The sequence below is a fragment of the Pseudomonas sp. 3B-A001-10F genome (assembly GCF_056313565.1).
Window position 1 is genome coordinate 164,831 of the sequence record NZ_JBQYFW010000007.1, and the last position, 21,030, is coordinate 185,860.

21 protein-coding genes are annotated in these 21,030 nt (G+C 59.3%); 16 read left to right on the forward strand and 5 right to left on the reverse strand.

Going from position 1 to position 21,030, the window contains the following annotated elements; translation table 11 throughout:
* The first annotated feature begins 17 nt into the window (after nt 1-17).
* Complete coding sequence (locus AC0ZWN_RS09755) at nt 18-914, forward strand: peptidoglycan DD-metalloendopeptidase family protein (RefSeq protein WP_476334881.1); 897 nt, start codon at nt 18-20, stop codon at nt 912-914.
* A gap of 108 nt (nt 915-1,022) precedes the next feature.
* On the opposite strand, the gene AC0ZWN_RS09760 is transcribed toward AC0ZWN_RS09755, so the two are convergent.
* The 3 genes from AC0ZWN_RS09760 to phoB form a co-directional block, all read right to left on the reverse strand.
* The gene (locus tag AC0ZWN_RS09760; RefSeq protein WP_007920256.1) at nt 1,023-2,363 is read right to left on the reverse strand and encodes a hemolysin family protein; all 1,341 of its coding nucleotides are present in this window, start codon (nt 2,361-2,363) and stop codon (nt 1,023-1,025) included.
* A gap of 122 nt (nt 2,364-2,485) precedes the next feature.
* Nucleotides 2,486-3,772, reverse strand: coding sequence for a phosphate regulon sensor histidine kinase PhoR (gene phoR, locus AC0ZWN_RS09765; protein ID WP_476334929.1), 1,287 nt, complete (start codon nt 3,770-3,772; stop codon nt 2,486-2,488).
* Nucleotides 3,773-3,846: 74 nt separating this feature from the next.
* Nucleotides 3,847-4,536, reverse strand: coding sequence for a phosphate regulon transcriptional regulator PhoB (gene phoB / locus AC0ZWN_RS09770; protein WP_007896474.1), 690 nt, complete (start codon nt 4,534-4,536; stop codon nt 3,847-3,849).
* A 151-nt stretch (nt 4,537-4,687) separates the two neighbouring features.
* Between phoB and AC0ZWN_RS09775 the strand changes: the two genes are divergently transcribed.
* Complete coding sequence (locus AC0ZWN_RS09775) at nt 4,688-5,071, forward strand: COG4315 family predicted lipoprotein (protein ID WP_476334883.1); 384 nt, start codon at nt 4,688-4,690, stop codon at nt 5,069-5,071.
* A 112-nt stretch (nt 5,072-5,183) separates the two neighbouring features.
* Here AC0ZWN_RS09775 and ubiA read toward each other — a convergent pair whose 3' ends face one another.
* Nucleotides 5,184-6,074 carry a 4-hydroxybenzoate octaprenyltransferase gene (ubiA, locus tag AC0ZWN_RS09780; RefSeq protein ID WP_093429631.1) on the reverse strand — a complete coding sequence of 297 codons (891 nt, stop codon included), beginning with the start codon at nt 6,072-6,074 and terminating at the stop codon, nt 5,184-5,186.
* On the reverse strand, nt 6,074-6,634 hold the full coding sequence (locus AC0ZWN_RS09785; protein ID WP_476334885.1) for a chorismate--pyruvate lyase family protein: 561 nt from the start codon (nt 6,632-6,634) through the stop codon (nt 6,074-6,076). The genes ubiA and AC0ZWN_RS09785 overlap by 1 nt, the downstream gene beginning before the upstream one ends.
* Nucleotides 6,635-6,835: 201 nt before the next feature.
* Between AC0ZWN_RS09785 and AC0ZWN_RS09790 the strand changes: the two genes are divergently transcribed.
* From AC0ZWN_RS09790 to tssH, 14 genes are all read left to right on the forward strand, one after another.
* A complete protein-coding gene (locus AC0ZWN_RS09790; protein WP_095049651.1) occupies nt 6,836-7,003 on the forward strand; it encodes a rubredoxin in 168 nt (55 codons plus the stop codon).
* Between the two features lie 24 nt (nt 7,004-7,027).
* On the forward strand, nt 7,028-8,176 hold the full coding sequence (locus AC0ZWN_RS09795) for an NAD(P)/FAD-dependent oxidoreductase (RefSeq protein WP_476334887.1): 1,149 nt from the start codon (nt 7,028-7,030) through the stop codon (nt 8,174-8,176).
* A 190-nt stretch (nt 8,177-8,366) separates the two neighbouring features.
* A complete protein-coding gene (locus AC0ZWN_RS09800) occupies nt 8,367-8,642 on the forward strand; it encodes an HU family DNA-binding protein (protein WP_003213368.1) in 276 nt (91 codons plus the stop codon).
* Nucleotides 8,643-9,281: 639 nt separating this feature from the next.
* Complete coding sequence (gene tssA / locus AC0ZWN_RS09805; protein WP_007920270.1) at nt 9,282-10,844, forward strand: type VI secretion system protein TssA; 1,563 nt, start codon at nt 9,282-9,284, stop codon at nt 10,842-10,844.
* Between the two features lie 32 nt (nt 10,845-10,876).
* Complete coding sequence (gene tssB, locus AC0ZWN_RS09810; protein WP_003229587.1) at nt 10,877-11,380, forward strand: type VI secretion system contractile sheath small subunit; 504 nt, start codon at nt 10,877-10,879, stop codon at nt 11,378-11,380.
* 25 nt (nt 11,381-11,405) lie between these two features.
* Complete coding sequence (gene tssC / locus AC0ZWN_RS09815; protein ID WP_016772499.1) at nt 11,406-12,881, forward strand: type VI secretion system contractile sheath large subunit; 1,476 nt, start codon at nt 11,406-11,408, stop codon at nt 12,879-12,881.
* Nucleotides 12,882-12,890: 9 nt separating this feature from the next.
* On the forward strand, nt 12,891-13,298 hold the full coding sequence (gene tssE / locus AC0ZWN_RS09820; RefSeq protein ID WP_093429635.1) for a type VI secretion system baseplate subunit TssE: 408 nt from the start codon (nt 12,891-12,893) through the stop codon (nt 13,296-13,298).
* A gap of 19 nt (nt 13,299-13,317) precedes the next feature.
* A complete protein-coding gene (locus tag AC0ZWN_RS09825; protein ID WP_476334890.1) occupies nt 13,318-13,749 on the forward strand; it encodes a hypothetical protein in 432 nt (143 codons plus the stop codon).
* Nucleotides 13,750-13,760: 11 nt separating this feature from the next.
* Nucleotides 13,761-14,264 carry a PAAR domain-containing protein gene (locus AC0ZWN_RS09830; RefSeq protein WP_122604598.1) on the forward strand — a complete coding sequence of 168 codons (504 nt, stop codon included), beginning with the start codon at nt 13,761-13,763 and terminating at the stop codon, nt 14,262-14,264.
* Between the two features lie 5 nt (nt 14,265-14,269).
* Nucleotides 14,270-15,121 (forward strand): hypothetical protein, encoded by an 852-nt coding sequence (locus tag AC0ZWN_RS09835; protein ID WP_122604597.1) that lies wholly within the window; start codon nt 14,270-14,272, stop codon nt 15,119-15,121.
* Nucleotides 15,118-15,501: a hypothetical protein gene (locus tag AC0ZWN_RS09840; protein ID WP_447787466.1), complete on the forward strand. Its 384-nt coding sequence runs from the start codon at nt 15,118-15,120 to the stop codon at nt 15,499-15,501. The genes AC0ZWN_RS09835 and AC0ZWN_RS09840 overlap by 4 nt, the downstream gene beginning before the upstream one ends.
* A 101-nt stretch (nt 15,502-15,602) precedes the next feature.
* A complete protein-coding gene (gene tssF, locus AC0ZWN_RS09845) occupies nt 15,603-17,390 on the forward strand; it encodes a type VI secretion system baseplate subunit TssF (protein ID WP_093429639.1) in 1,788 nt (595 codons plus the stop codon).
* The gene (gene tssG / locus AC0ZWN_RS09850; RefSeq protein WP_460130423.1) at nt 17,354-18,361 is read left to right on the forward strand and encodes a type VI secretion system baseplate subunit TssG; all 1,008 of its coding nucleotides are present in this window, start codon (nt 17,354-17,356) and stop codon (nt 18,359-18,361) included. The genes tssF and tssG overlap by 37 nt, the downstream gene beginning before the upstream one ends.
* Nucleotides 18,362-18,372: 11 nt before the next feature.
* Nucleotides 18,373-21,030, forward strand: coding sequence for a type VI secretion system ATPase TssH (gene tssH / locus AC0ZWN_RS09855; RefSeq protein ID WP_476334893.1), 2,658 nt, complete (start codon nt 18,373-18,375; stop codon nt 21,028-21,030).

The following is a 21,030-nucleotide window of genomic DNA, read 5'->3' on the forward strand; positions in this document are numbered from 1 at the left end:
TCGACAGACTCTTGCCCATGCTCGCGCGCCTGCTGTTTTTCTGTGGTCTCTTCATAGCCTCCACATCGGCTGTGGCCATGACCATTTACAAATCCACCGATGCCAACGGCGTGGTCTCCTACAGCGACCGGCCGAGCAAAGGCTCGCAGGTGTTCGTGTTTCAGGACCGCATGGTCGAGCGCCTGGAACGGCAGGTTTACCTCGATATCAAGAAGCAGAAGGGCACAGACGTGGTCTTCGTGCGCAACGATTTGTATGCGCCGGTCAAAATTGCCTTGGCATTCACCGGGCTGAGCAATGTGCGCGGTGCGCCGGCGCAAACCATCCACCGGGTGCTGCCGGCGCGCAGCAACACGCGGTTGGCGTTGCTGACGGCGATATCCGGCAAGCAGCCGCTGGTGTATACGCCGCAGTTCCACTATTCCCTCGGTGACCCCACTGGTATCGCGCAGGGCTATCGCTATCCACTGCCATGGCGTGGCGGGCCGTTTCGTCTGAGTCAGGGCGCCAACGGTCAGTACAGTCACTATGGGCCGAAGAATCGCTATGCGATGGACATCGCCATGCCGGTGGGCACGCCGATCATTGCCGCGCGGGCCGGGGTGGTGGTGAAGACCGAGAATTCCCAGAGCGGGCGCGGTTCGGATGCGTCCGGCAATTTCGTGCGGGTACTGCATGACGACGGCACCATGGGCGTGTACCTGCACCTCAAGCAAGGTTCGGTGAGCGTGCGCGAAGGGCAACGGGTGGCGGTGGGCAGTCCGCTGGCCCTTTCGGGCAATACCGGCAACAGCAGCGGCCCGCACCTGCACTTTGTGGTGCAGCGCAACACCGGTGAGGGGCTGGTGTCGATTCCGTATCAGTTCATCCAGCCGCTGGGGGCGTTGCCCAACTTTGCGTTGGGCAAGCAATAAAGCAAAAAAGATCGCAGCCTGCGGCAGCCCCTACACAGGAATGCGATCCTGTAGGAGCTGCCGCAGGCTGCGATCTTTTAGCGGGCAACGCGGTTTCCCGCATTGCACTCAATCCAGCATCAACACCTTCGCCAGCACAATCTTCGGCCCTTTCATCTTCTTGATGATGATCCGCAGGCCTTCGACTTCCAGCACTTCTTCCTCTTCCGGCACCCGTTTCAGGGTTTCGTAGACCAGCCCGGCGAGGGTTTCCGCTTCGATGTGGTCGAGGTCGATGCCCAGCAGGCGTTCCACCTTGAACAGCGGCGTGTCGCCACGCACCAAGAGCTTGCCCGGCTGATAGGCGAGGATCCCGCGCTCAGCCTTGCGGTGTTCGTCCTGAATGTCACCGACCAGCACTTCCAGTACGTCTTCCATGGTCAGGTAGCCGATGATGTTGCCGTCAGCCTCCTCGACCACGGCGAAGTGCGAGCCGCCCTTGCGGAACTGCTCCAGCAACTGCGACAGCGGCATATGGCGCGACACGCGCTCCAGGGGACGGGTCAGCTCAGCCAGGTTGAACGACTCGGGAATGTGGTCCAGCGCCGCCAGTTCCAGCAGCAGATCCTTGATGTGCAGCAGGCCGACGAACTCCTGGCGCTCACTGTCGTACACCGGATAACGGCTGAACTTGTGGCGACGGAACATCGCGAGGATTTCTTTCAGCGGCGCATTGAATTCAAGGGTGATCAAATCTTCACGGGAGTTGGCCCAGTCGACCACTTCCAGCTCGCCCATTTCCACCGCCGAGGCCAGAACGCGCATGCCCTGATCGCTCGGATCCTGGCCACGGCTGGAGTGCAGGATCAGTTTCAGTTCTTCGCGGCTGTAATGGTGTTCATGGTGCGGACCGGGTTCGCCTTGCCCTGCGATACGCAGAATCGCGTTGGCGCTGGCGTTGAGCAGGTAAATCGCCGGGTACATCGCCCAGTAGAACAGGTACAGCGGCACCGCCGTCCATAGCGACAGCAGCTCGGGTTTGCGGATCGCCCAGGATTTCGGGGCCAGCTCACCAACCACGATGTGCAAGTACGAAATGATGAAGAACGCGGTGAAGAACGACACACCTTTGACGATCTCCGGCGACTGCACGCCGACCGCGCTCAGCAGCGGTTCGAGGATGTGTGCGAACGCCGGCTCACCGACCCAGCCAAGGCCAAGGGAGGCGAGCGTGATACCGAGCTGACAGGCCGAGAGGTAGGCATCGAGCTGACTGTGCACGGTGCGCAGGATGTGCCCGCGCCAGCCGTTCTGATCAGCGATGGCCTCGACCCGGGTCGAGCGCAGTTTGACCATGGCAAATTCCGCCGCAACGAAAAAGCCGTTGAGCAAAACCAGGATCAGAGCAAAAAGGATCATGCCGAAATCGGCGAAAATTGTAGCGAGGGACAAGCCAGGGGAAGGGTCCATGATGGAGTTTTGCGGGTTCCGTGTGATTCAAGAGAGAGAAAAATCGCGCCTGAAAGGCAGGCACAAGTCAGCCAATGTAGCGGCTGACATGGCGATTGCCTAGTGGCGAGTGCCGGTCGGTCTTACTCGGTGGCGCTGATGGCTCGCGCCTGAGCCACCTGAGCCGGGGCGAAATGGCAGGTGAACGTGCTGCCGTGACCGGGCACGCTGCTGATCTCCATGCGTGCGCGGTGGCGCAGCAACACGTGTTTGACGATGGCCAGACCCAGCCCGGTGCCGCCGGTGTTGGAGTTGCGGCTGGAGTCGACGCGGTAGAAACGCTCGGTCAGGCGCGGCAGGTGTTTGCTGTCGATGCCGATGCCGGAATCCTGCACGCTCAGGTGCGCGCCCTGAGCGTCACCCCACCAGCGAATGCGGATGTTGCCCTCGGCCGGGGTGTACTTCACGGCGTTGAACACCAGATTGGAAAACGCACTGCGCAACTCCGCCTCGCTGCCCTTGAGCAACAGGCCGGCATCGGCTTCGAGGCTGATGCGCTGGTTCTTCGCGCCGGACAATTGCTGCGCATCGCTCTTGATCGATTGCAGCAGGGTGTCGATCTGCACCGGATGGTTGTCCGACGGGTAATCGGTGGCCTCCAGTTTCGCCAGCAACAACAAATCGTTGAGCAGCGTCTGCATGCGCCCGCCCTGTTGTTGCATCTGCTGCAGCGCGCGACTCCAGCGCGGATTCACTTCCTCGACGTTGTCGAGCAGGGTTTCCAGGTAGCCGCAGATCACCGTCAGCGGCGTGCGCAACTCGTGGGAGACGTTGGCAATGAAATCTTTGCGCATCTGTTCCAGCTGATGGATGCGCGTGACGTCGCGCACCAGCATCAAGTGTTCGTTGTTGCCGTAGCGGGTCAGGTACAGCTGAATGCGCACGCGATCGTTGGTCGGCGAGGGGATTTCCAGCGGCTCGGCGTAGCTGTCCTGCTCGAAGTACTCCTTGAAACGCGGATGGCGCACCAGGTTGGTCACCGGTTGGCCGCTGTCCTGGGGGGTCTTGAGGCCAAGCAAGGTTTCGGCGGCGCGGTTCCACCATTCCAGATTGCCGTCGCTGTCGAGCATGATCACCGCGTCTTTCAGCGCAGCGGTGGATTCCTGCACCCGGTCGATCACCGCTTGCAGGCGCCCGCGCACGCGCTGATCGCGGCGTTGCAGGTGGTAGATGCTGTCGAACACTTCACCCCACAGGCCATAGCCATCGGGCGGTGCTTCGTCGGGTTGATGCTGGCGCAGCCATTCGTGTAGACGCAGCAATTGCTTGAGCGTCCAGGCCAGATAAATCCCCAGGCCCGCCGCAAGGCTCCAGCCGTAATAGCCGGTGATCAGGCCGATCACCAGGCAGGCGGTGACCAACAGCAGCATGTGGCGAATCAGGGTGCCATGCCAGTTTTGATTCACGGGAAATACGGTCCTTGTCTGCGAGTCTGGCGGTCGGATCAGGCCTTGGTGGAAAACCGGTAGCCGGTGCCGCGCACGGTTTGTACCAGATTTTCGTAGGCGTCGCCGAGCGCCTTGCGCAGGCGCCGGATGTGCACGTCGACGGTGCGTTCTTCAACGTAGACGTTGCCGCCCCAGACCTGATCCAGCAACTGGCCACGGGTGTAGGCGCGTTCCTGGTGGGTCATGAAGAATTGCAGCAGACGGTATTCGGTCGGGCCCATTTCGGCCGGTTTGCCGTCGATGGTCACGCGGTGGCTGATCGGGTCGAGCAGCAGGCCGCCGACTTCAATCGGCGCTTCGCCGTCGGTCGGGCCGGCGCGGCGCAGCACGGCTTTGAGGCGGGCGACCAGTTCGCGCGGGGAAAACGGTTTGGTGATGTAGTCGTCGGCGCCGACTTCAAGACCCTGGATCTTGTTGTCCTCTTCGCCCTTGGCGGTGAGCATGATGATCGGGATGTCCCCGGTCAGCTCGTCACGCTTGAGACGACGGGCCAGTTCGATGCCGGAGGTGCCGGGCAGCATCCAGTCGAGCAGGATCAGGTCCGGCTTGCGGTCGACGATGATGGCGTGGGCCTGCTGCGAGTTCTCGGCCTCGAGGCAGTCATAGCCGGCCATTTCCAACGCAACGGCGATCATTTCGCGAATGGGCGCTTCGTCGTCGACGATCAGAATGCTCCTGCCAACCATGCCTTAATCCTCTTGTCATTTAACTGTCTTGCGCCGCATTAGATAACGGAATTATTGCAGTCGTGTGACAGTATTTTAGTCCGGCGGCGATTGTGCAAATCCTCAACTAAGCTCTAAGTCCGAATCCTGACAACCACAAAAGAAGGTTTCCATGACCCAAATGACTGTTTCTTTCAAAGCCCTGCTGATGGCTGCTGCCCTGACTCTGCCTGGATTTGTACTGGCCGCGGATCCTGCGATGGAGAAGGACGGCATGTACACCGATCACAAGGGCATGACTCTGTACACCTTCGCCAAGGACTCGGGCGGCAAGTCGATGTGCAACGACAAATGCGCAACGAACTGGCCTCCGTTGATGGCGACGGCGGGTGACAAGTCGATGGGTGACTGGACTGTCATCAAGCGCGACGACGGCTCAATGCAGTGGGCCTATCAAGGCATGCCGCTGTACACCTTCGTGATGGACAAGAAGGCCGGTGACATGACCGGTGACGGCAAAATGGACGGCGCCTGGAAAGTCGCCAAAGCCAAATAAACGCGGTCCCTTGTAGGAGTGAGCCTGCTCGCGATAGCGGTGTATCAGTCGGCATTTTCGTTAACTGATACACCGCTATCGCGAGCAGGCTCACTCCTACATTGATTTGCGTTTAGCGCAACGCGTAATCCAGCACGATCCCGACGAAAATCGCCAATCCAGCCCAATGGTTGTGCAAAAACGCCTTGAAACAACGCATCCGGTCGCGATCCCGCGTGTACCAGAATTCCCACGCATAACACCCGGCAGCCACCAGCAGGCCAAGATGGAACCAGATGCCCAGCTCAAACTTGGATCCCGCCAGCATCAGGCAACCCAGTGACAATGCCTGCAAACTCAGGATGATCACCCGGTCCGCCTCGCCAAACAGAATTGCCGTGGATTTCACGCCAATCTTCAAATCGTCATCCCGATCGGTCATTGCGTAATAGGTGTCGTAACCCACTGTCCACAGCAGGTTGGCGATCCACAGCAGCCACGCTGCCGCCGGCAGTTCACCGGTCTCGGCCGTGAACGCCATCGGCATGCCCCACGAAAACGCCGCGCCCAGCACCACTTGCGGGTAATAGGTGTAGCGCTTCATGAACGGATAAGTGAAGGCCAACGCCAGACCACCGAGCGAGAGCCAGATCGTCGGTGCATTGGTGCACAGCACCAGCAGAAAACTCACGCCCATCAACAGCGCAAAGAACACCAGCGCCTCTTTCGAACTGATCTTGCCGCTGGCCAGCGGTCGCTGCGCGGTGCGTTTGACGTGGCCGTCGACCTTGCGGTCGGCCCAGTCGTTGATCACGCAGCCGCCGGCGCGGGTCAGTACCACGCCGAGGACGAAAATCACCACGTTGGCCAGCGACGGCGAGCCTTTGCCGGCAATCCACAGGGCCCAAAGGGTTGGCCAGAGCAGCAGATAAATGCCGATCGGCTTGTCCATCCGGGTCAACTGAATGAAGTCCCACGCGCGCGGGTTCAAGCGGTTAAGGGACTTGAGCAGGCTCTGATACATCAGCAGTTCTCCGGATGGGCGCGGGCGGCGCTCCACAGGCTCGGCAGGAAGATTTCCGCGACCAATACGCTCAGCGCGCCACGATCAAAACGCGAACGACGGCCCCACAGCTCAGGCGCCTTCACGTCTGGCGGCAACCATTGTTCAGGGTAGTGACAAACTTCGAGGGCGCGACGCTGGAACGCCTGATCGCAAAACAGCAATTCGCCCAGCGAACGGCTACCCAATTCATCCATGTGCAAGCCGTCGCCTTGCAAGGCGGCGCGCGACGCCACGCTGCGGGCAAACACCCAAGCCTCGCCGTGACCGCGCAAATACACCTCGCGCACCCAGCCTTCGCTGCCTTCGGCCAACTCCAGCGCCGCGCATTCGTCGGCGCGCAGAGTGTCCCAGCCTTCGAACAACGGCGTGACGCTGAAGCCATCATCGGACAGCCGGGTCAGTCGGCGGGTGAGGGAGCCTTCGTCGAACAGCCAGTCGAGGGTCACCGAGTCGGGGAGGGGCGTCAGTCGGCTTTGGGTCAGCCAGAGCGGGGCCGGGCAGGCATTTGAATGTTGCACAATGAGTCATTATTGGCCGCAAATGAGGCGGCGAGCTTACCATGGCGAGCTGCGATATTGATTGATCCGGGTCGCCGTTGCGCCGAACAGGCTTGCATCTGCCCGGCTCCATCAGTACAAAACGCCCTGAGCCGGATGGCAGCGCAACACCCATCGACCGTCCGCGCCGGCACCACGCCTGAACCCTGAGGAAGTACCTGAATGAAAAAGTGGCAATGCATCGTCTGTGGCCTGATCTACAACGAAGCCGAGGGTTGGCCGGATGACGGCATTGCGCCGGGCACCGCTTGGCAGGATGTACCGGCAGACTGGCTGTGCCCGGACTGCGGCGTCGGCAAGACGGACTTCGAAATGATCGAAATCAACTAAGCAAGAAAAACAAAGGAGTAAGGCATGAGCGCACCTGTCGTCATCGTTGGCACTGGCCTGGCGGGCTACAACCTGGCCCGCGAGTTTCGCAAGCTCGACAGCGAAACCCCGCTGTTGCTGATCACTGCTGATGACGGCCGCTCTTACTCCAAGCCGATGCTCTCCACCGGTTTCGGCAAGAACAAGGACGCCGACGGCCTGAGCATGGCCGAGCCGGGCACCATGGCCGAGCAGTTGAAGGCCGAAGTGCGCACGCACACGCGCATCAGCGGCATCGACGCTGGCCACAAGCGCCTGTGGATTGGCGAGGAGGCGGTCAGCTATCGCGACCTGATTCTCGCCTGGGGCGCGGAAACCGTGCGTGTGCCGATTGAAGGCGATGGCAGCGATCTGGTGTTCCCGATCAATGATCTCGAAGACTATGCGCGTTTCCGCGCCGCTGCGGCGGGCAAGCGTCGGGTGCTACTGCTCGGCGCTGGCCTGATCGGCTGTGAGTTTGCCAACGACCTGATACTTGGCGGCTACGAAGTGCAACTGGTGGCGCCGTGCGAACAAGTCATGCCGATGCTGCTGCACCCGGCCGCTGCGGCGGCGGTGCAGGCCGGGCTGGAAAGCCTTGGTGCGAAATTCCACCTCGGCCCGGTACTGACCCGCCTGCAAAAAGTCGCCGACGGCCTGGAAGCGCACCTGTCCGACGGCCAGGTCATTCCTTGCGACGTGGTGGTTTCGGCCATCGGCCTGCGCCCGCGTATCGATCTGGCGGCGGCTGCCGGCGTGCAGGTCAATCGCGGCGTCGTGGTCGACCGGCACCTGAAAACCTCCCACGCCAATATTTACGCCCTGGGCGACTGCGCCGAGGTCGACGGATTGAATCTGCTGTACGTGATGCCCCTGATGAGTTGCGCGCGCGCGCTGGCGCAAACCCTGACGGGTAACCCGACCGCCGTGAGCTACGGCCCGATGCCGATCACCGTGAAAACCCCGGTGTGTCCGCTGGTCGTATCGCCGCCGCCACGAGGCAGCGAAGGCGTCTGGACTGTAGAAGGGCAGGGCGCCGACATCAAAGTTCTGTGCCACAGCGCCGACGGCCAATTGCTCGGCTACGCGCTGACCGGCGCCGCGGTGATGGAAAAACTCGCCCTGAACAAACAGCTTCCGGCGCTGCTGGCGTAAATACCGGTCGTTCTGTCGGAATCACCCCGCTTTTGCCCCTACAAAGGTCGCGTGGAGACTGGCGCCGCCGGTATCCGCGTGCCATTCTCACTCCCGTCTGCCGCAGAGTAGAGCCTGCGGCGCCTTGGGCGCTGTTCCAACGAGAACAGCACGGACATAACAACAAAAAACCGTCAAAGGGGCTTCACTAATGCGTAAACCAGAACTCGCCGCTGCAATCGCTGAAAAAGCAGATCTGACCAAAGAACAGGCCAACCGCGTACTCAACGCCGTTCTCGAAGAAATCACCGGCGCTCTGCACCGCAAGGACAGCGTGACGCTGGTCGGCTTCGGCACCTTCCTGCAACGCCACCGCGGCGCCCGCACCGGCAAAAACCCGCAGACCGGCGAACCGGTTAAAATCAAGGCCAGCAACACTGTTGCGTTCAAGCCAGGCAAATCGTTGAAAGACAGCGTAAATCCTTAATTGCGGCGAACTCCTCGAATAACGGGGAGAACCGCTGAAAAAATGGGCACACCGATTGCGGTCGGGTGCCCATTTTTTATGCCTGCCTATTTGTTATGGCCTGCAGCAATAATAAAGCCACGTAATCAATTGCATTGGTTGGCTATCGATCTGCCTCACACTTAAATCAATACCCTATATATAAAAGCCATCATAGTGATGGCACTTTTGCCATTGTTGGTTGTCTCGCTGTGGATTGTTGAAACAACACTGAAATCTTTCGGAATCATCCTACATCCGTTTTTTTCAAAACCCGTCATGCTCCGCGCCATTGTCGTCGGCCCCGGTCTTCGGTGATCACCGCAGATTGGAACGATCGCTCTAAATCAGGGTTTTCAGGTGTTTCGTGCAGCTGCGTATATAAGAAGACGGCATCGGGGATTCCCTGACTGAATATAGGGAAACCTCCTACAACAAACAAAGAACAGTTCGTCTTGTTGTTTAATCAGATGCTTGCTAGTGGCCATCATAGTGATTACGATGCGCCCACTTGAAAGAGCACATCTCAATTGGATGAGTCGTTTCACCGCTCTTCGATACTGTCCCGCGCCGCGGTAACTCCAATAGGCGCCTGACTGTAATCCTTAATAAAGGCCATGGATGTCCTACTCAAGCAAACTTTCCGCCCATTACCTCGAACTCGCTAAAGTCTCTGTTTCCAAAGAGAATTTCGCGGGCGAAGACGTTCGTTTTTCGAGCGAATTCGAGGCCTTGGAAAGTGAGCTCGCCAAAGCCTCGTCGATGCACGAAAGCGGGCAGATCGACTGGCTGAAAATTCGCGAAAACAGCGAAAATCTGCTGCGTACCCAATCCAAGGATTTACGTGTCGGCGCCTGGCTGACCTGGTCGCTGTACCAGCGCGAATCCTTCCCCGGGCTGCTGGCCGGTCTCGGTCTGCTGCACCATCTGTCGGAAAACAACTGGGCCGACGTTCACCCGCTCAAACCCCGTACTCGTGCCGCCGCCATCGGCTGGCTGGTACCGCGTCTCGAGCAAGTCATCACCGAAAACATTGCGATCAAAGAGCAGTTGCCGATGTTCCGGCAGCTCTCCGAGCACCTGTCCGGCCTTGAAGCCGCGTGTGCCGAGCATCTGGGCGATGATTCGCCGTTGCTGCTGCCGATTTCCCGTCGCCTGAAAACCATGATCCAGCGCGCGGCCGACAACCAGCCGGCCCCCGGTGTAGTCGGTGCGGCGGTGGCGCAGGTCAAACAGGCCGCGAGCCAGTTGCTCACCCCCGGCGCACCGATCGACAACGAACGAGATGCGCACAAAGCCCTGCGCGCCCAACAGGAAAGTGCCCGCCCATTGTGTGCCTGGTGGCTCAAGCAGAAGGCTACCGACCTGCGCGCCCTGCGCCTCAATCGCACGTTGCTGTGGATGACCATCGACGCGGTGCCCGAGCGCAACGCCGAGCAGATCACCGTGCTGCGCGGTTTGCCGCTGGAAAAACTCAAGCTCTATCAGGACCGTTTCGATCAGGGCAAATACGCCGACCTGCTGGTGGAACTGGAGGCGAGCCTGGCGAAGGCGCCGTTCTGGTTCGATGGCCAGAGGATGGTCTGGGAATGTCTCCAGAACCTCAACGCCGAGCTGGCAATGCGCGAAGTGGAAATCCACTTCGCGCTTTTGGTTCAACGGCTGCCCGGCATTGTCGAGTTGCGCTTCCATGACGGCGCGCCGTTTGCCGATCCGTCCACCCGGGCGTGGATCGCCGCCAACGTCATGCCGCACCTGCAAAGCGCCAGTGCGCCGCGCAAGGTCGAAAGCGAAAACGTCGAAACCCAGCCAGCCTGGGAAAAGGCCCTCGAAGAAGTCCTGCCGCTGCTGCGCAAGGAAGGCCTGAAGCCTGCCGTGCAGACCCTCAAGCAGGGTTTGCAATCCGCTCACGGCGGCCGCGAACGTTTCTTCTGGCAGTTCGCCCTCGCGCGCCTGTGCTTCATGGCCAAGAAATACGAACTGGCCAAGAACCAGCTGGAAACCCTCGATCAGACATTACAGGACTCAGGCCTGCACGCCTGGGAGCCCGATCTTGCATTGGAAGTGCTGCATCTACTGCATAGCTGCTGCGAGTTGTTGCCGCAGAACCATGCCGTACGTGAACGCAAGGAAGAGATTTATCGCAGGCTGTGCCACCTCGACCTCGAAGTGGTACTCGAATAGGCCCCAGGGCCACAACCGCAAGGAGAAAAGCCATGGCCAAAGAAGGCTCGGTAGCCCCCAAGGAACGCATCAACGTCACCTTCAAACCCGCCACCGGCGGTGCTCAGGAAGAGATTGAACTGCCGCTGAAGCTGCTGGCAATCGGTGACTACACCCACCGCAAGGACGATCGCAAAATCGAAGATCGCAAGCCGATCAGCATCGACAAGATGACCTTCGACGAAGTGTTGGCCAAGCAAGAGCTGGGTCTGACGCTGAGCGTGCCGAACCGTCTGCAGGAAGATGGCGAGGCCGACGAGCTGGCTGTGCAACTGCGCGTCAATTCGATGAAGGACTTCAACCCGGCCAGCCTGGTCGAGCAAGTGCCTGAGCTGAAAAAACTGATGGAACTGCGCGATGCGCTGGTGGCCCTCAAAGGCCCGCTGGGTAACGCACCTGCGTTCCGTAAAGCGATCGAAGGCGTGCTCGCCGACGACGAATCCCGCGGTCGCGTACTCGGTGAGCTGGGCCTGAACGCCGCAGCCCCGGACGCCTGAGACTCCAGCCAAGGAAGCCAACACAATGAGCACTAGCGCAGCACAAGAGAAGAGCGCCGCCAGCGGCGAATACAGCATTCTCGACAGCATCATCGCCGAAACCCGTCTGACTCCGGACGACGAAGCCTACGACATCGCCAAGCGCGGTGTGTCGGCGTTCATCGAAGAACTGCTCAAGCCGCAGAACAACGGTGAGCCGGTCAAGAAGGCCATGGTTGACCGCATGATCGCCGAGATCGATGCCAAGCTCAGCCGTCAGATGGACGAGATCCTGCACCACCCGGATTTCCAGGCGCTGGAATCGTCGTGGCGTGGTCTGCAGTTGCTGGTTGACCGCACCAACTTCCGCGAAAACATCAAGATCGAAATCCTCAACGTCTCGAAAGAAGACCTGCTGGACGATTTCGAAGATTCGCCGGAAGTCATGCAGTCGGGCCTGTACAAGCACATCTACACCGCTGAATACGGCCAGTTCGGTGGTCAGCCGGTGGGCGCGATCATCGCTAACTACTACATGTCGCCAAGCTCGCCAGACGTGAAGCTGATGCAGTACGTGGCCAGCGTTTCGTGCATGTCGCACGCACCGTTCATCGCTGCCGCCGGCCCGAAATTCTTCGGTCTGGAAAGCTTCACCGGCCTGCCGGATCTGAAAGATCTGAAAGACCACTTCGAAGGCCCGCAATTCGCCAAATGGCAGAGCTTCCGTACTTCGGAAGACTCCCGCTACGTTGGCCTGACCGTGCCGCGTTTCCTGCTGCGTAACCCGTACGATCCGGAAGAAAACCCGGTCAAATCGTTCGTGTACAAGGAAACCGTTGCCAACAGCCACGAGCACTACCTGTGGGGCAACACTGCTTACGCGTTCGGCACCAAGCTGACCGACAGCTTCGCCAAATTCCGCTGGTGCCCGAACATCATCGGCCCACAAAGCGGTGGCGCGGTTGAAGACCTGCCTCTGCACCACTTCGAAAGCATGGGCGAAATCGAAACCAAGATCCCTACCGAGGTTCTGGTTTCCGACCGTCGTGAATACGAACTGGCCGAGGAAGGCTTCATCTCCCTGACCATGCGTAAAGGCTCCGACAACGCGGCGTTCTTCTCCGCCAGCTCGGTGCAGAAGCCGAAGTTCTTCGGCATCAGCGCAGAAGGCAAGGCCGCAGAGCTGAACTACAAGCTCGGCACCCAACTGCCGTACATGATGATCGTCAACCGCCTGGCTCACTACTTGAAAGTGCTGCAGCGCGAGCAACTCGGTTCGTGGAAAGAGCGTACCGACCTCGAGCTGGAACTGAACAAGTGGATCCGTCAGTACGTTGCCGACCAGGAAAACCCGAGCGCCGAAGTGCGTGGCCGTCGTCCCCTGCGCGCTGCGCAAGTGATCGTCAGCGACGTTGAAGGCGAGCCGGGCTGGTACCGCGTGAGCTTGAACGTGCGTCCGCACTTCAAGTACATGGGTGCCGATTTCACCCTGTCGCTGGTTGGCAAGCTGGACAAAGAGTAAGAGCGACTCATGGACGGATACGGCAGCCTGTTCGAACGCCTCAATGGCGACGCGCAACTACGCAAGGGCAACAGCCTTGAGGCTTGTGCCATGGCGTCAGTGGCTGCCCATCTGGCCAAAATGCTCAGCACCCGGGCCGGCAGCGTGCAAACGCTGTCCGACTACGGGTTGCCCGATCTCAATGACATGCGTCTGAGCCTGCACGACTCCCTGAGTCAGGCCCGTCTGGCCATCGAAAACTTCATCGAAGCCTACGAGCCGCGCCTGAGCAACGTGCGTGTCATTTCCCTGCCGCGTGACCACGATCAACTGCGTCTCGCCTTCAGCATCGAAGGCCTGCTGGAAGTTGAAGGGTTCAAGCGTCAGGTCAGTTTTTCCGCGCGCCTGGATGGCAGCGGTCAAGTGAAGGTGAATTAGGACCATGCGAGGGAGCGCCGTGAATTTAGGTCTTTTGGCAAAGTTGGGGCGTAGCGCTTTGCTGTTTCTAGCCCTGACGGCCACTGTCCTGATTTCAATTGCCTGTTACGTGAAAACGACGGCAGCACGGCTGGCTCACGAGTACTCGATTGTCTGGAACGGCAATGGTACGTGCTCCATCCGTTCCTACATTCCGCAGTACTCAGCCATCGGCATACCGGGAAAGCTTTTCAAGCTATTCGCCAGCGAAGCATTTTTCCGCGTTTACGCAAAAGACGGCACGCTGCTTAAGTCGTCCGAATGGCTGCTCTGGCAGAACGAGTTCACCACCGATGAACGCTCGCAGTGGGTATACGGTCACGCGATCTACCCGACAGCGACGGGTTACGAGGGCTGGAATATTCCGGCGTGTGCTCAAGAAATGAACAGTCATCAAGCCAAGGTCAACTAAGGAGAACCCCGATGTCTGGCAAACCCGCGGCACGTGTATCCGACCCCACCGCTTGCCCGCTCCCCGGTCACGGCACCAATCCGATCGCCGCCGGTTCCGGCGACGTGTTCTTCGACGGCCTCGCGGCCGCCCGCCAGGGCGATGCCTCGGCGTGTGGTGGTGCGATGTCGGGAGGTTTGGCGACCACTGTGTTGATCAACGGCAAACCTGCCGCGACGGTTGATTCGGTGGGTACGCATGGCAACAAGGTTACGGCTGGATCCGGGACGGTGATTATCGGGAATTCGCATTCGCCGGCGCCGTTTGTGCCGCCGTTACCGGTCATCATCCCTGGAATATTCAATCGTGTCTTTGAATTCAAAACCGCAGATGGAAGAACGGTTGAAAATTTAAACTACACCATGCGCTCTGATAGCGGGATTGAGAAAATAGGTTCAACGTCAACAGGCATGTCAGGTGGTTTTTCAACTGGAAAGACGGCAGAGCCTGTAACTATATACATTTCGGCGGACTAGTAGGTATGGAGACCATAATCAACATCGATGGTGTCGCTTACACCTTTGTGACTCAGGATCAGGTGACTACACTTAAAGTTCTTGCCGAAACAACTGAGAGCAAGGATACGAAGCCTAAGACAGTTGATCTTCCGTTGGCCTGGATTATTACGCGAAAAAGTGGAGTGCCTCTCTTCGCTTTGAAACCGGGTAAGGATGACTCTCCATTCAGAATCATCACCGCGGAGAAACTGTACGCAGAAAAGGGTCAGTGGTTCGAACCGTTAGCCAGATATTACAGAGAACTTATCTGGATCAATCCAGAAACAACGCAGGCCGGAACAGAGTCGAATACGGCTTATAAACATGTTACCTGGCAGGAGCTGATCGATTTTGCAATTGTTGACCGCTTTTCCTTCACGTTTCACTCCGGAATGCCGGGTGACTGGAAATTCCGTGCCGTGGGCGGTGCTGAGTTTTTGATGGTGTTCATGGAGGATAAACCCTATTGGACTGATGGCATTGGCCAGGTGCCGTTTGCGGTTAACACCTATAGAAAGTATCTGCGAGAAACAAAGCAGGTAGAGCTCGCAATAAAGATGGCTGGTGAAACCGGTGTGACTTGGGGCGACGGCAAAGCCTATACCGGAGCAGAGCGAGGACCGAAAGACGTCTACGATAACTTCATCATATTACGAGGGATATTGTGGGCAAAAGAAAACTGCAAGTTGGTTGTGAAAAAAGACACGGTATACGATAAAGGTATCCCGCACACAATTGAACTTACTGATGCACCCTATGTGCCAGTATCAAATGCGAAATTGATAAATCCAATTTCGCAAGGCGATATGGATCAGTACGGGACTTGGAATAAATGAAAGCTCGCCGCTTAATTGGCTGTATTCCGCATCTAATAGTGTGTGCTCTGTACGTTCCGCTGCATAACTACGGTGTCGACTTATATATCGGAGTGTATGGTGGATTGACATCGAGAGGTATCGGCATCGGTATGACGCCGGATCTAATGGTTCAGTATTTTGTGGTGATGAACGCTATAACTTTTTTTATCCCCAAGCTGAAATTAAAAGTCCTCTGTGTCTCATTTATGCTTGCGCTTATCTTGTACTATTTTTTGCCTCACTACCCCGTCCGCGCGATGGCTTACACATTGATGGGTGGTGTCCTGACTTTTGCGGCGATTTTCGCTGGTCAGTTAATCGATCGCCTTTTTTTTTCAAAAAGAGAAATTGAAGCATGACTGTCGGGCGTCATTGCCGACATTGCCCGCGGGGAGTTCCTAGCCCGCATGAACCGTTCTGCTGTTTTTTCAAATGAGTTCCACTACCAGGCAGGTAACCCGTGTCGTTTAACCACTACTACCAAAGCGAACTCACCGCACTGCGCCAACTCGGTCGCCGTTTCGCCGAGCGTAGTCCGGCGCTGGCGCCGTATCTGGGGCAGGCCGGGCGGGATCCGGATGTGGAGCGGTTGCTCGAAGGTTTTGCGTTCCTCACCGGGCGGCTGCGCCAGAAGCTCGATGACGAGCTGCCGGAACTCAGCCATTCGCTGATGCAGTTGCTCTGGCCGAACTACATGCGCCCGCTGCCGGCGTTCAGCATTTTGCAGTTCGATCCGCTCAAGCGTTCCGGGCCGGCGTTGCGCGTCGAGCGCGATACGCCGATTGAAAGCAAGCCGATCGAAGACGTGCGTTGCCGCTTCCGTACTTGTTACCCGACTGACGTGCTGCCGCTGGATCTGGCCGCGCTGAATTACTCGGTGAAGGGTGACGGCTCGCTGCTCAGCCTGCGTCTGGAAATGAGTGCCGACGGTCACCTCGGTGAGCTGGAACTGAGCAAACTGCGTCTGCACTTTGCCGGCGAGCGCTACATCAGCCAGATGCTCTACCTGAGTCTGCTGCGCAATCTCGAAGGCATCGAACTGATCCCGCTCGACGGTGCCGGCAAACCGATCGATGGCGTCAGCGGCAAGCCGATGGCGTTCAAGATTCCCGGTGATCGGGTCAAACCGGTGGGTTTTGCCGAAGAAGAAGCGTTGATCCCGTATCCCCTGAACACCTTCCGTGGTTATCGCTACCTGCAGGAATACTTCGCCTTCCAGGACAAATTCCTGTTCGTCGACGTCAACGGTCTGGACATCATCAACGCGCTGCCGGAGGACACCCTCAAGCAGATGCGCGGCCTCGAATTGCGCTTCGATATTCGCAAGAGCGGCATCATGCGCATGCGCCCGACGCTGGATAACGTGAAGCTGTTCTGCACGCCGATTGCCAACCTGTTCGCCCACGACGCTTTGCCGATTCGCCTCGACGGCAAGCAGGACGAATACCTGTTGCTGCCAGCGGAATACGATCTGGAAAACTGCGGCGTGTTTTCGGTGGAAACCGTGACCGGCTGGAAGCCCGGCGGCCTCGGTTATCAGGAGTACGTGCCGTTCGAATCCTTCGAGCACGACCCGAGTTTCGACGTGCCCAACAGCCGTCCGCATTACAGCATCCGCCAGCGTTCGTCCTTGCTGCACGACGGCCTCGACACCTACCTGAGCTTCGGTATTCGCCATACCGAAGCCCACGAAACCCTGTCGATCGAGCTGATGTGCACCAACCAGAACCTGCCGCGCAAGCTCAAGCTCGGCGACATCTGCATGGCCAGTGAAGAGACGCCGGAGTTCTTGAGCTTCCGCAACATTACCCCGGCCACTTCCAGCTTCGCGCCACCGCTGAACCGTGACTTCCTGTGGAAGCTGATCAGCAACATGTCGCTTAACTATCTGTCGCTGGCCGACGTCAATGCGTTGAAGGTGATTCTCGAAACCTACGACTTGCCGCGCTACTACGACCAGCACGCGGAGAAGGTCAGCAAACGCCTGCTCGGCGGCCTCAAGCACATCAAGCATCATCACGTCGACCGCTTGCACCGTGGGTTGCCGGTGCGCGGTTTGCGCACCGAACTGACCATCGACCCGGAAGGGTACATCGGCGAAGGCGACCTGTTCGTCTTCGCTTCGGTTCTTAACGAGTTTTTCGCGCTTTACGCCAGTCTCAACTCATTCCATGAGCTGCGCGTAAAAAGCACACAGGGAGAGGTGTACCAATGGACACCACGTATGGGCCTGCAGCCCCTGCTTTAAGCGGGCTGACCAAGGTAATACGCGAGTACTCGCTGTTTCAGGCCGTGCTGCTGGTGATCGACCGGCTGCGCGAGGCACACCCGCACCTGAGCGAAGACGATCTGTACGACCACGTGGAGTTTCAGGCCAACCCGAGCCTGGGCTTTCCGCGCAGCGACGTCGATCGTGTGGAGTTTTTCGAAGAGCACGGGCAGATGCGCGCGCGCATGCGTTTCAACCTGATCGGCCTGGTCGGCTCAGGTTCGCCGCTGCCGGCGTTCTACGGCGAACAAGCCCTGGGCGATAGCGAAGACGGCAACCCGACGCGCAACTTCCTCGACCTGTTCCACCATCGCCTGCAACGGCTGATGCTGCCGATCTGGCGCAAGTACCGCTACCGCGCAAGCTTCCAGAGTGGCGCGATCGACCCGTTCTCCTCGCAGCTGTTCGCCCTGATCGGCCTCGGTGGCGAAGAGATCCGCAAGGCCAAGGAACTCAACTGGAAACGCCTGCTGCCGTACCTCGGCCTGCTCAGCTTGCGGGCACACTCGGCGGCGCTGATCGAAGCCGTGCTGCGTTACTACTTCAAGCACGAAGACCTGGTCATCGAGCAGTGCATCGAGCGCCGCGTAGAAATTCTCGAAGAGCAGCGCAATCGTTTGGGTCGTGCCAACAGCATGCTCGGTGAAGACCTGGTGCTCGGCGAACACGTGCGCGACCGCAGCGGCAAATTCCGCATTCACATCACCGAACTCGACTGGCAGCGATTCCATGAATTCCTGCCGATCGGTTTCGGTTACCAGCCGCTCTGCGCGCTGGTGCGGTTCACCCTGCGTGACCCGCTCGATTACGACATTCGCCTGGTCCTGCGCCAGGAAGAAATCCGCGAACTGCGCATCGGTGAGCAGAACGCCTGTCGCCTCGGTTGGACCAGTTGGCTGGGCCGCGAAAAAGCGGACGGCGTGGTAACCCTGGGCAGCAAAATTCATTAAGGACGTGAGCCATGATCAACGTAGACCTGCAACAACTCATCCAGGCGCTGGACGCCGAAACCCGTCGTGATCTGGAACGTTCTGCTGAGCGTTGTGTGGCCCGTGGCGGCAGCAAGATCCTCGTCGAAGATTTGATGCTTGGCCTGCTCGAGCGCCCGAACGGCTTGCTGTCGCGTGCACTGCAGGATGCAGACGTCGACGCCGGTGAACTGAGCGCTGCGCTGCAATCGCGCGTCGAGCACAGTGCATCGCGCAATCCGGTGTTCGCCCCGGAACTGGTGCAGTGGCTGCAAGATGCGCTGCTGGTGGCCAACCTCGAACTGGGCCAGACCCAGGTCGAAGACGCGGCGCTGATCCTCGCGCTGCTGCGCAATCCGATGCGCTACGCCGGCAGCCGTTATCAGCCGCTGCTCGCCAAGCTGAACATCGATCGCCTGAAGGAATTTGCCCTGTCGCAACAGGAGCAACCGGCGGCCAACGGCAAACCAGCGGCGCAGGGCGAATCGCTGCTGCAGCGCTTCACCCACAACCTGACCCAACAGGCCCGCGACGGCAAACTCGACCCGGTGCTGTGCCGTGACGGCGCGATCCGGCAGATGGTCGACATCCTCGCCCGTCGCCGCAAGAACAACCCGATCGTCGTCGGTGAGGCCGGTGTCGGCAAGACCGCCATCGTCGAAGGATTGGCTTCGCGCATCGCCGCCGGTGAAGTGCCGCAAGTGCTCAAAGGCGTTGAACTGCTGTCGCTGGACATGGGCCTGCTGCAGGCTGGCGCCAGCGTCAAAGGTGAGTTCGAACGTCGTCTTAAAGGCGTGATCGACGAAGTCAAAGCTTCGCCAAAACCGATCATTCTGTTCATCGACGAAGCCCACACTTTGATCGGCGCTGGCGGCAACGCTGGCGGTTCCGACGCGGCCAACCTGCTGAAACCGGCACTGGCCCGTGGCGAACTGCGCACCATCGCCGCGACCACCTGGGCCGAGTACAAGAAATACTTCGAGAAAGACCCGGCGCTGGCCCGTCGTTTCCAGCCTGTGCAACTGCACGAACCGACTGTCAGTGAAGCGGTGACCATCCTCCGTGGTCTGGCCCAGGTTTACGAGAAGAGCCACGGCATCTATCTGCGTGATGACGCGGTGGTCTCGGCTGCTGAGCTGTCTGCGCGTTATCTGGCCGGTCGGCAACTGCCGGACAAAGCCGTCGACGTTCTCGACACCGCTTGCGCCCGCGTGCGCATCAGCCTCGCCGCTGCCCCGGAAAGCCTTGAGCGCCTGCGTGGCGAACTGGCTGAAGGTGGCCGTCAGCGTCAGGCCCTGCGCCGCGATGCCGAGGCCGGTCTGCTGATCGACCACGAAGCGCTGGATGCACTGGAAGCTCGTCTCGACGAAGCCGAAGACGAAATGGTCGCGCTGGAAACCCTGTGGACTGAACAGAAACAACTGGCCGAGCGCCTGCTGGAACTGCGTCAGCAACTGGCCAAGGCCCGCGAAGCCGCCGCCGTCGAGCCGACCGTCAACGTTGAAGAAGACGCTGAAGGCACGGTGATCGAAACCATCGCCGCTGAAGTTGAAGAAGGCCAAAGCGTCGAAGCGCTGGAAGCCCAGCTCAACGAAACCCACAGCGCCTTGACCGCCGCACAGGTCAAGGAGCGTCTGGTCAGCTTCGAAGTGTGCCCGCGCCTGGTTGCCGAAGTGATCAGCGCTTGGACCGGCGTGCCATTGGCGCAACTGGCTCGCGAACACAACGCCAAAGTCGCCAGTTTCGCCACTGACCTGCGCACGCGCATCCGTGGTCAGGAACAAGCCGTGCACGCCCTGGATCGCTCGATGCGCGCCACCGCTGCCGGCCTGAACAAACCTGACGCACCGGTGGGCGTGTTCCTGCTGGTCGGCCCGAGCGGCGTCGGTAAAACCGAAACCGCACTGGCCCTCGCTGACTTGCTGTACGGCGGTGATCGTTTCATCACCACCATCAACATGTCCGAGTTCCAGGAGAAGCACACCGTTTCGCGCCTGATCGGCGCGCCACCGGGCTACGTCGGTTACGGCGAGGGCGGCATGCTCACCGAAGCGGTGCGGCAGAAACCGTACTCGGTGGTGTTGCTCGATGAAGTCGAGAAGGCTGACCCGGACGTGCTCAATCTGTTCTACCAAATCTTCGACAAAGGCGTGGCCAACGACGGCGAAGGTCGCGAGATCGACTTCCGCAACACGTTGATCCTGATGACCTCGAACCTCGGCAGCGACCGCATCAGCGACCTCTGTGAAAACGGCGCGCGGCCAACCGCCGAAGTGCTCGAAGAAACCATTCGCCCGGTGCTCAGCAAACACTTCAAACCGGCGCTGCTGGCGCGGATGAAAGTAGTGCCGTACTACCCGGTCGGCGGCCCGGTATTGCGCGAGCTGATCGAGATCAAACTCGGTCGCCTCGGCGAGCGTCTCAATCGTCGTCAGCTGGATTTCAGCTGGTGCCAGAACCTTGTCGATCACCTGTCCGAGCGTTGCACGCAAAGCGACAGCGGTGCGCGCCTGATCGACCATCTGCTCGATCAGCACGTTTTGCCGCTGGTTGCGGATCGTCTGCTCGACGCCATGGCCACCGGTGAAAGCCTCAAGCGTGTGCATGCCACGCTCGACGGCGAGTCCAGCGTGACGTGCGAGTTCGCCTGA

Bases quoted from the DNA above. Each gene is read 5' to 3' on its own strand.
- AC0ZWN_RS09755 (WP_476334881.1), top strand. From the start codon at position 18: ATGCTCGCGCGCCTGCTGTTTTTCTGTGGTCTCTTCATAGCCTCCACA.
- AC0ZWN_RS09760 (WP_007920256.1), bottom strand. From the start codon at position 2,363: ATGGACCCTTCCCCTGGCTTGTCCCTCGCTACAATTTTCGCCGATTTC.
- phoR (WP_476334929.1), bottom strand. From the start codon at position 3,772: ATGCTGCTGTTGGTCACCGCCTGCCTGGTGATCGGCCTGATCACCGGC.
- phoB (WP_007896474.1), bottom strand. From the start codon at position 4,536: ATGGTTGGCAGGAGCATTCTGATCGTCGACGACGAAGCGCCCATTCGC.
- AC0ZWN_RS09775 (WP_476334883.1), top strand. From the start codon at position 4,688: ATGACCCAAATGACTGTTTCTTTCAAAGCCCTGCTGATGGCTGCTGCC.
- ubiA (WP_093429631.1), bottom strand. From the start codon at position 6,074: ATGTATCAGAGCCTGCTCAAGTCCCTTAACCGCTTGAACCCGCGCGCG.
- AC0ZWN_RS09790 (WP_095049651.1), top strand. From the start codon at position 6,836: ATGAAAAAGTGGCAATGCATCGTCTGTGGCCTGATCTACAACGAAGCC.
- AC0ZWN_RS09795 (WP_476334887.1), top strand. From the start codon at position 7,028: ATGAGCGCACCTGTCGTCATCGTTGGCACTGGCCTGGCGGGCTACAAC.
- AC0ZWN_RS09800 (WP_003213368.1), top strand. From the start codon at position 8,367: ATGCGTAAACCAGAACTCGCCGCTGCAATCGCTGAAAAAGCAGATCTG.
- tssA (WP_007920270.1), top strand. From the start codon at position 9,282: ATGTCCTACTCAAGCAAACTTTCCGCCCATTACCTCGAACTCGCTAAA.
- tssB (WP_003229587.1), top strand. From the start codon at position 10,877: ATGGCCAAAGAAGGCTCGGTAGCCCCCAAGGAACGCATCAACGTCACC.
- tssC (WP_016772499.1), top strand. From the start codon at position 11,406: ATGAGCACTAGCGCAGCACAAGAGAAGAGCGCCGCCAGCGGCGAATAC.
- tssE (WP_093429635.1), top strand. From the start codon at position 12,891: ATGGACGGATACGGCAGCCTGTTCGAACGCCTCAATGGCGACGCGCAA.
- AC0ZWN_RS09830 (WP_122604598.1), top strand. From the start codon at position 13,761: ATGTCTGGCAAACCCGCGGCACGTGTATCCGACCCCACCGCTTGCCCG.
- AC0ZWN_RS09835 (WP_122604597.1), top strand. From the start codon at position 14,270: ATGGAGACCATAATCAACATCGATGGTGTCGCTTACACCTTTGTGACT.
- AC0ZWN_RS09840 (WP_447787466.1), top strand. From the start codon at position 15,118: ATGAAAGCTCGCCGCTTAATTGGCTGTATTCCGCATCTAATAGTGTGT.
- tssG (WP_460130423.1), top strand. From the start codon at position 17,354: ATGGACACCACGTATGGGCCTGCAGCCCCTGCTTTAAGCGGGCTGACC.
- tssH (WP_476334893.1), top strand. From the start codon at position 18,373: ATGATCAACGTAGACCTGCAACAACTCATCCAGGCGCTGGACGCCGAA.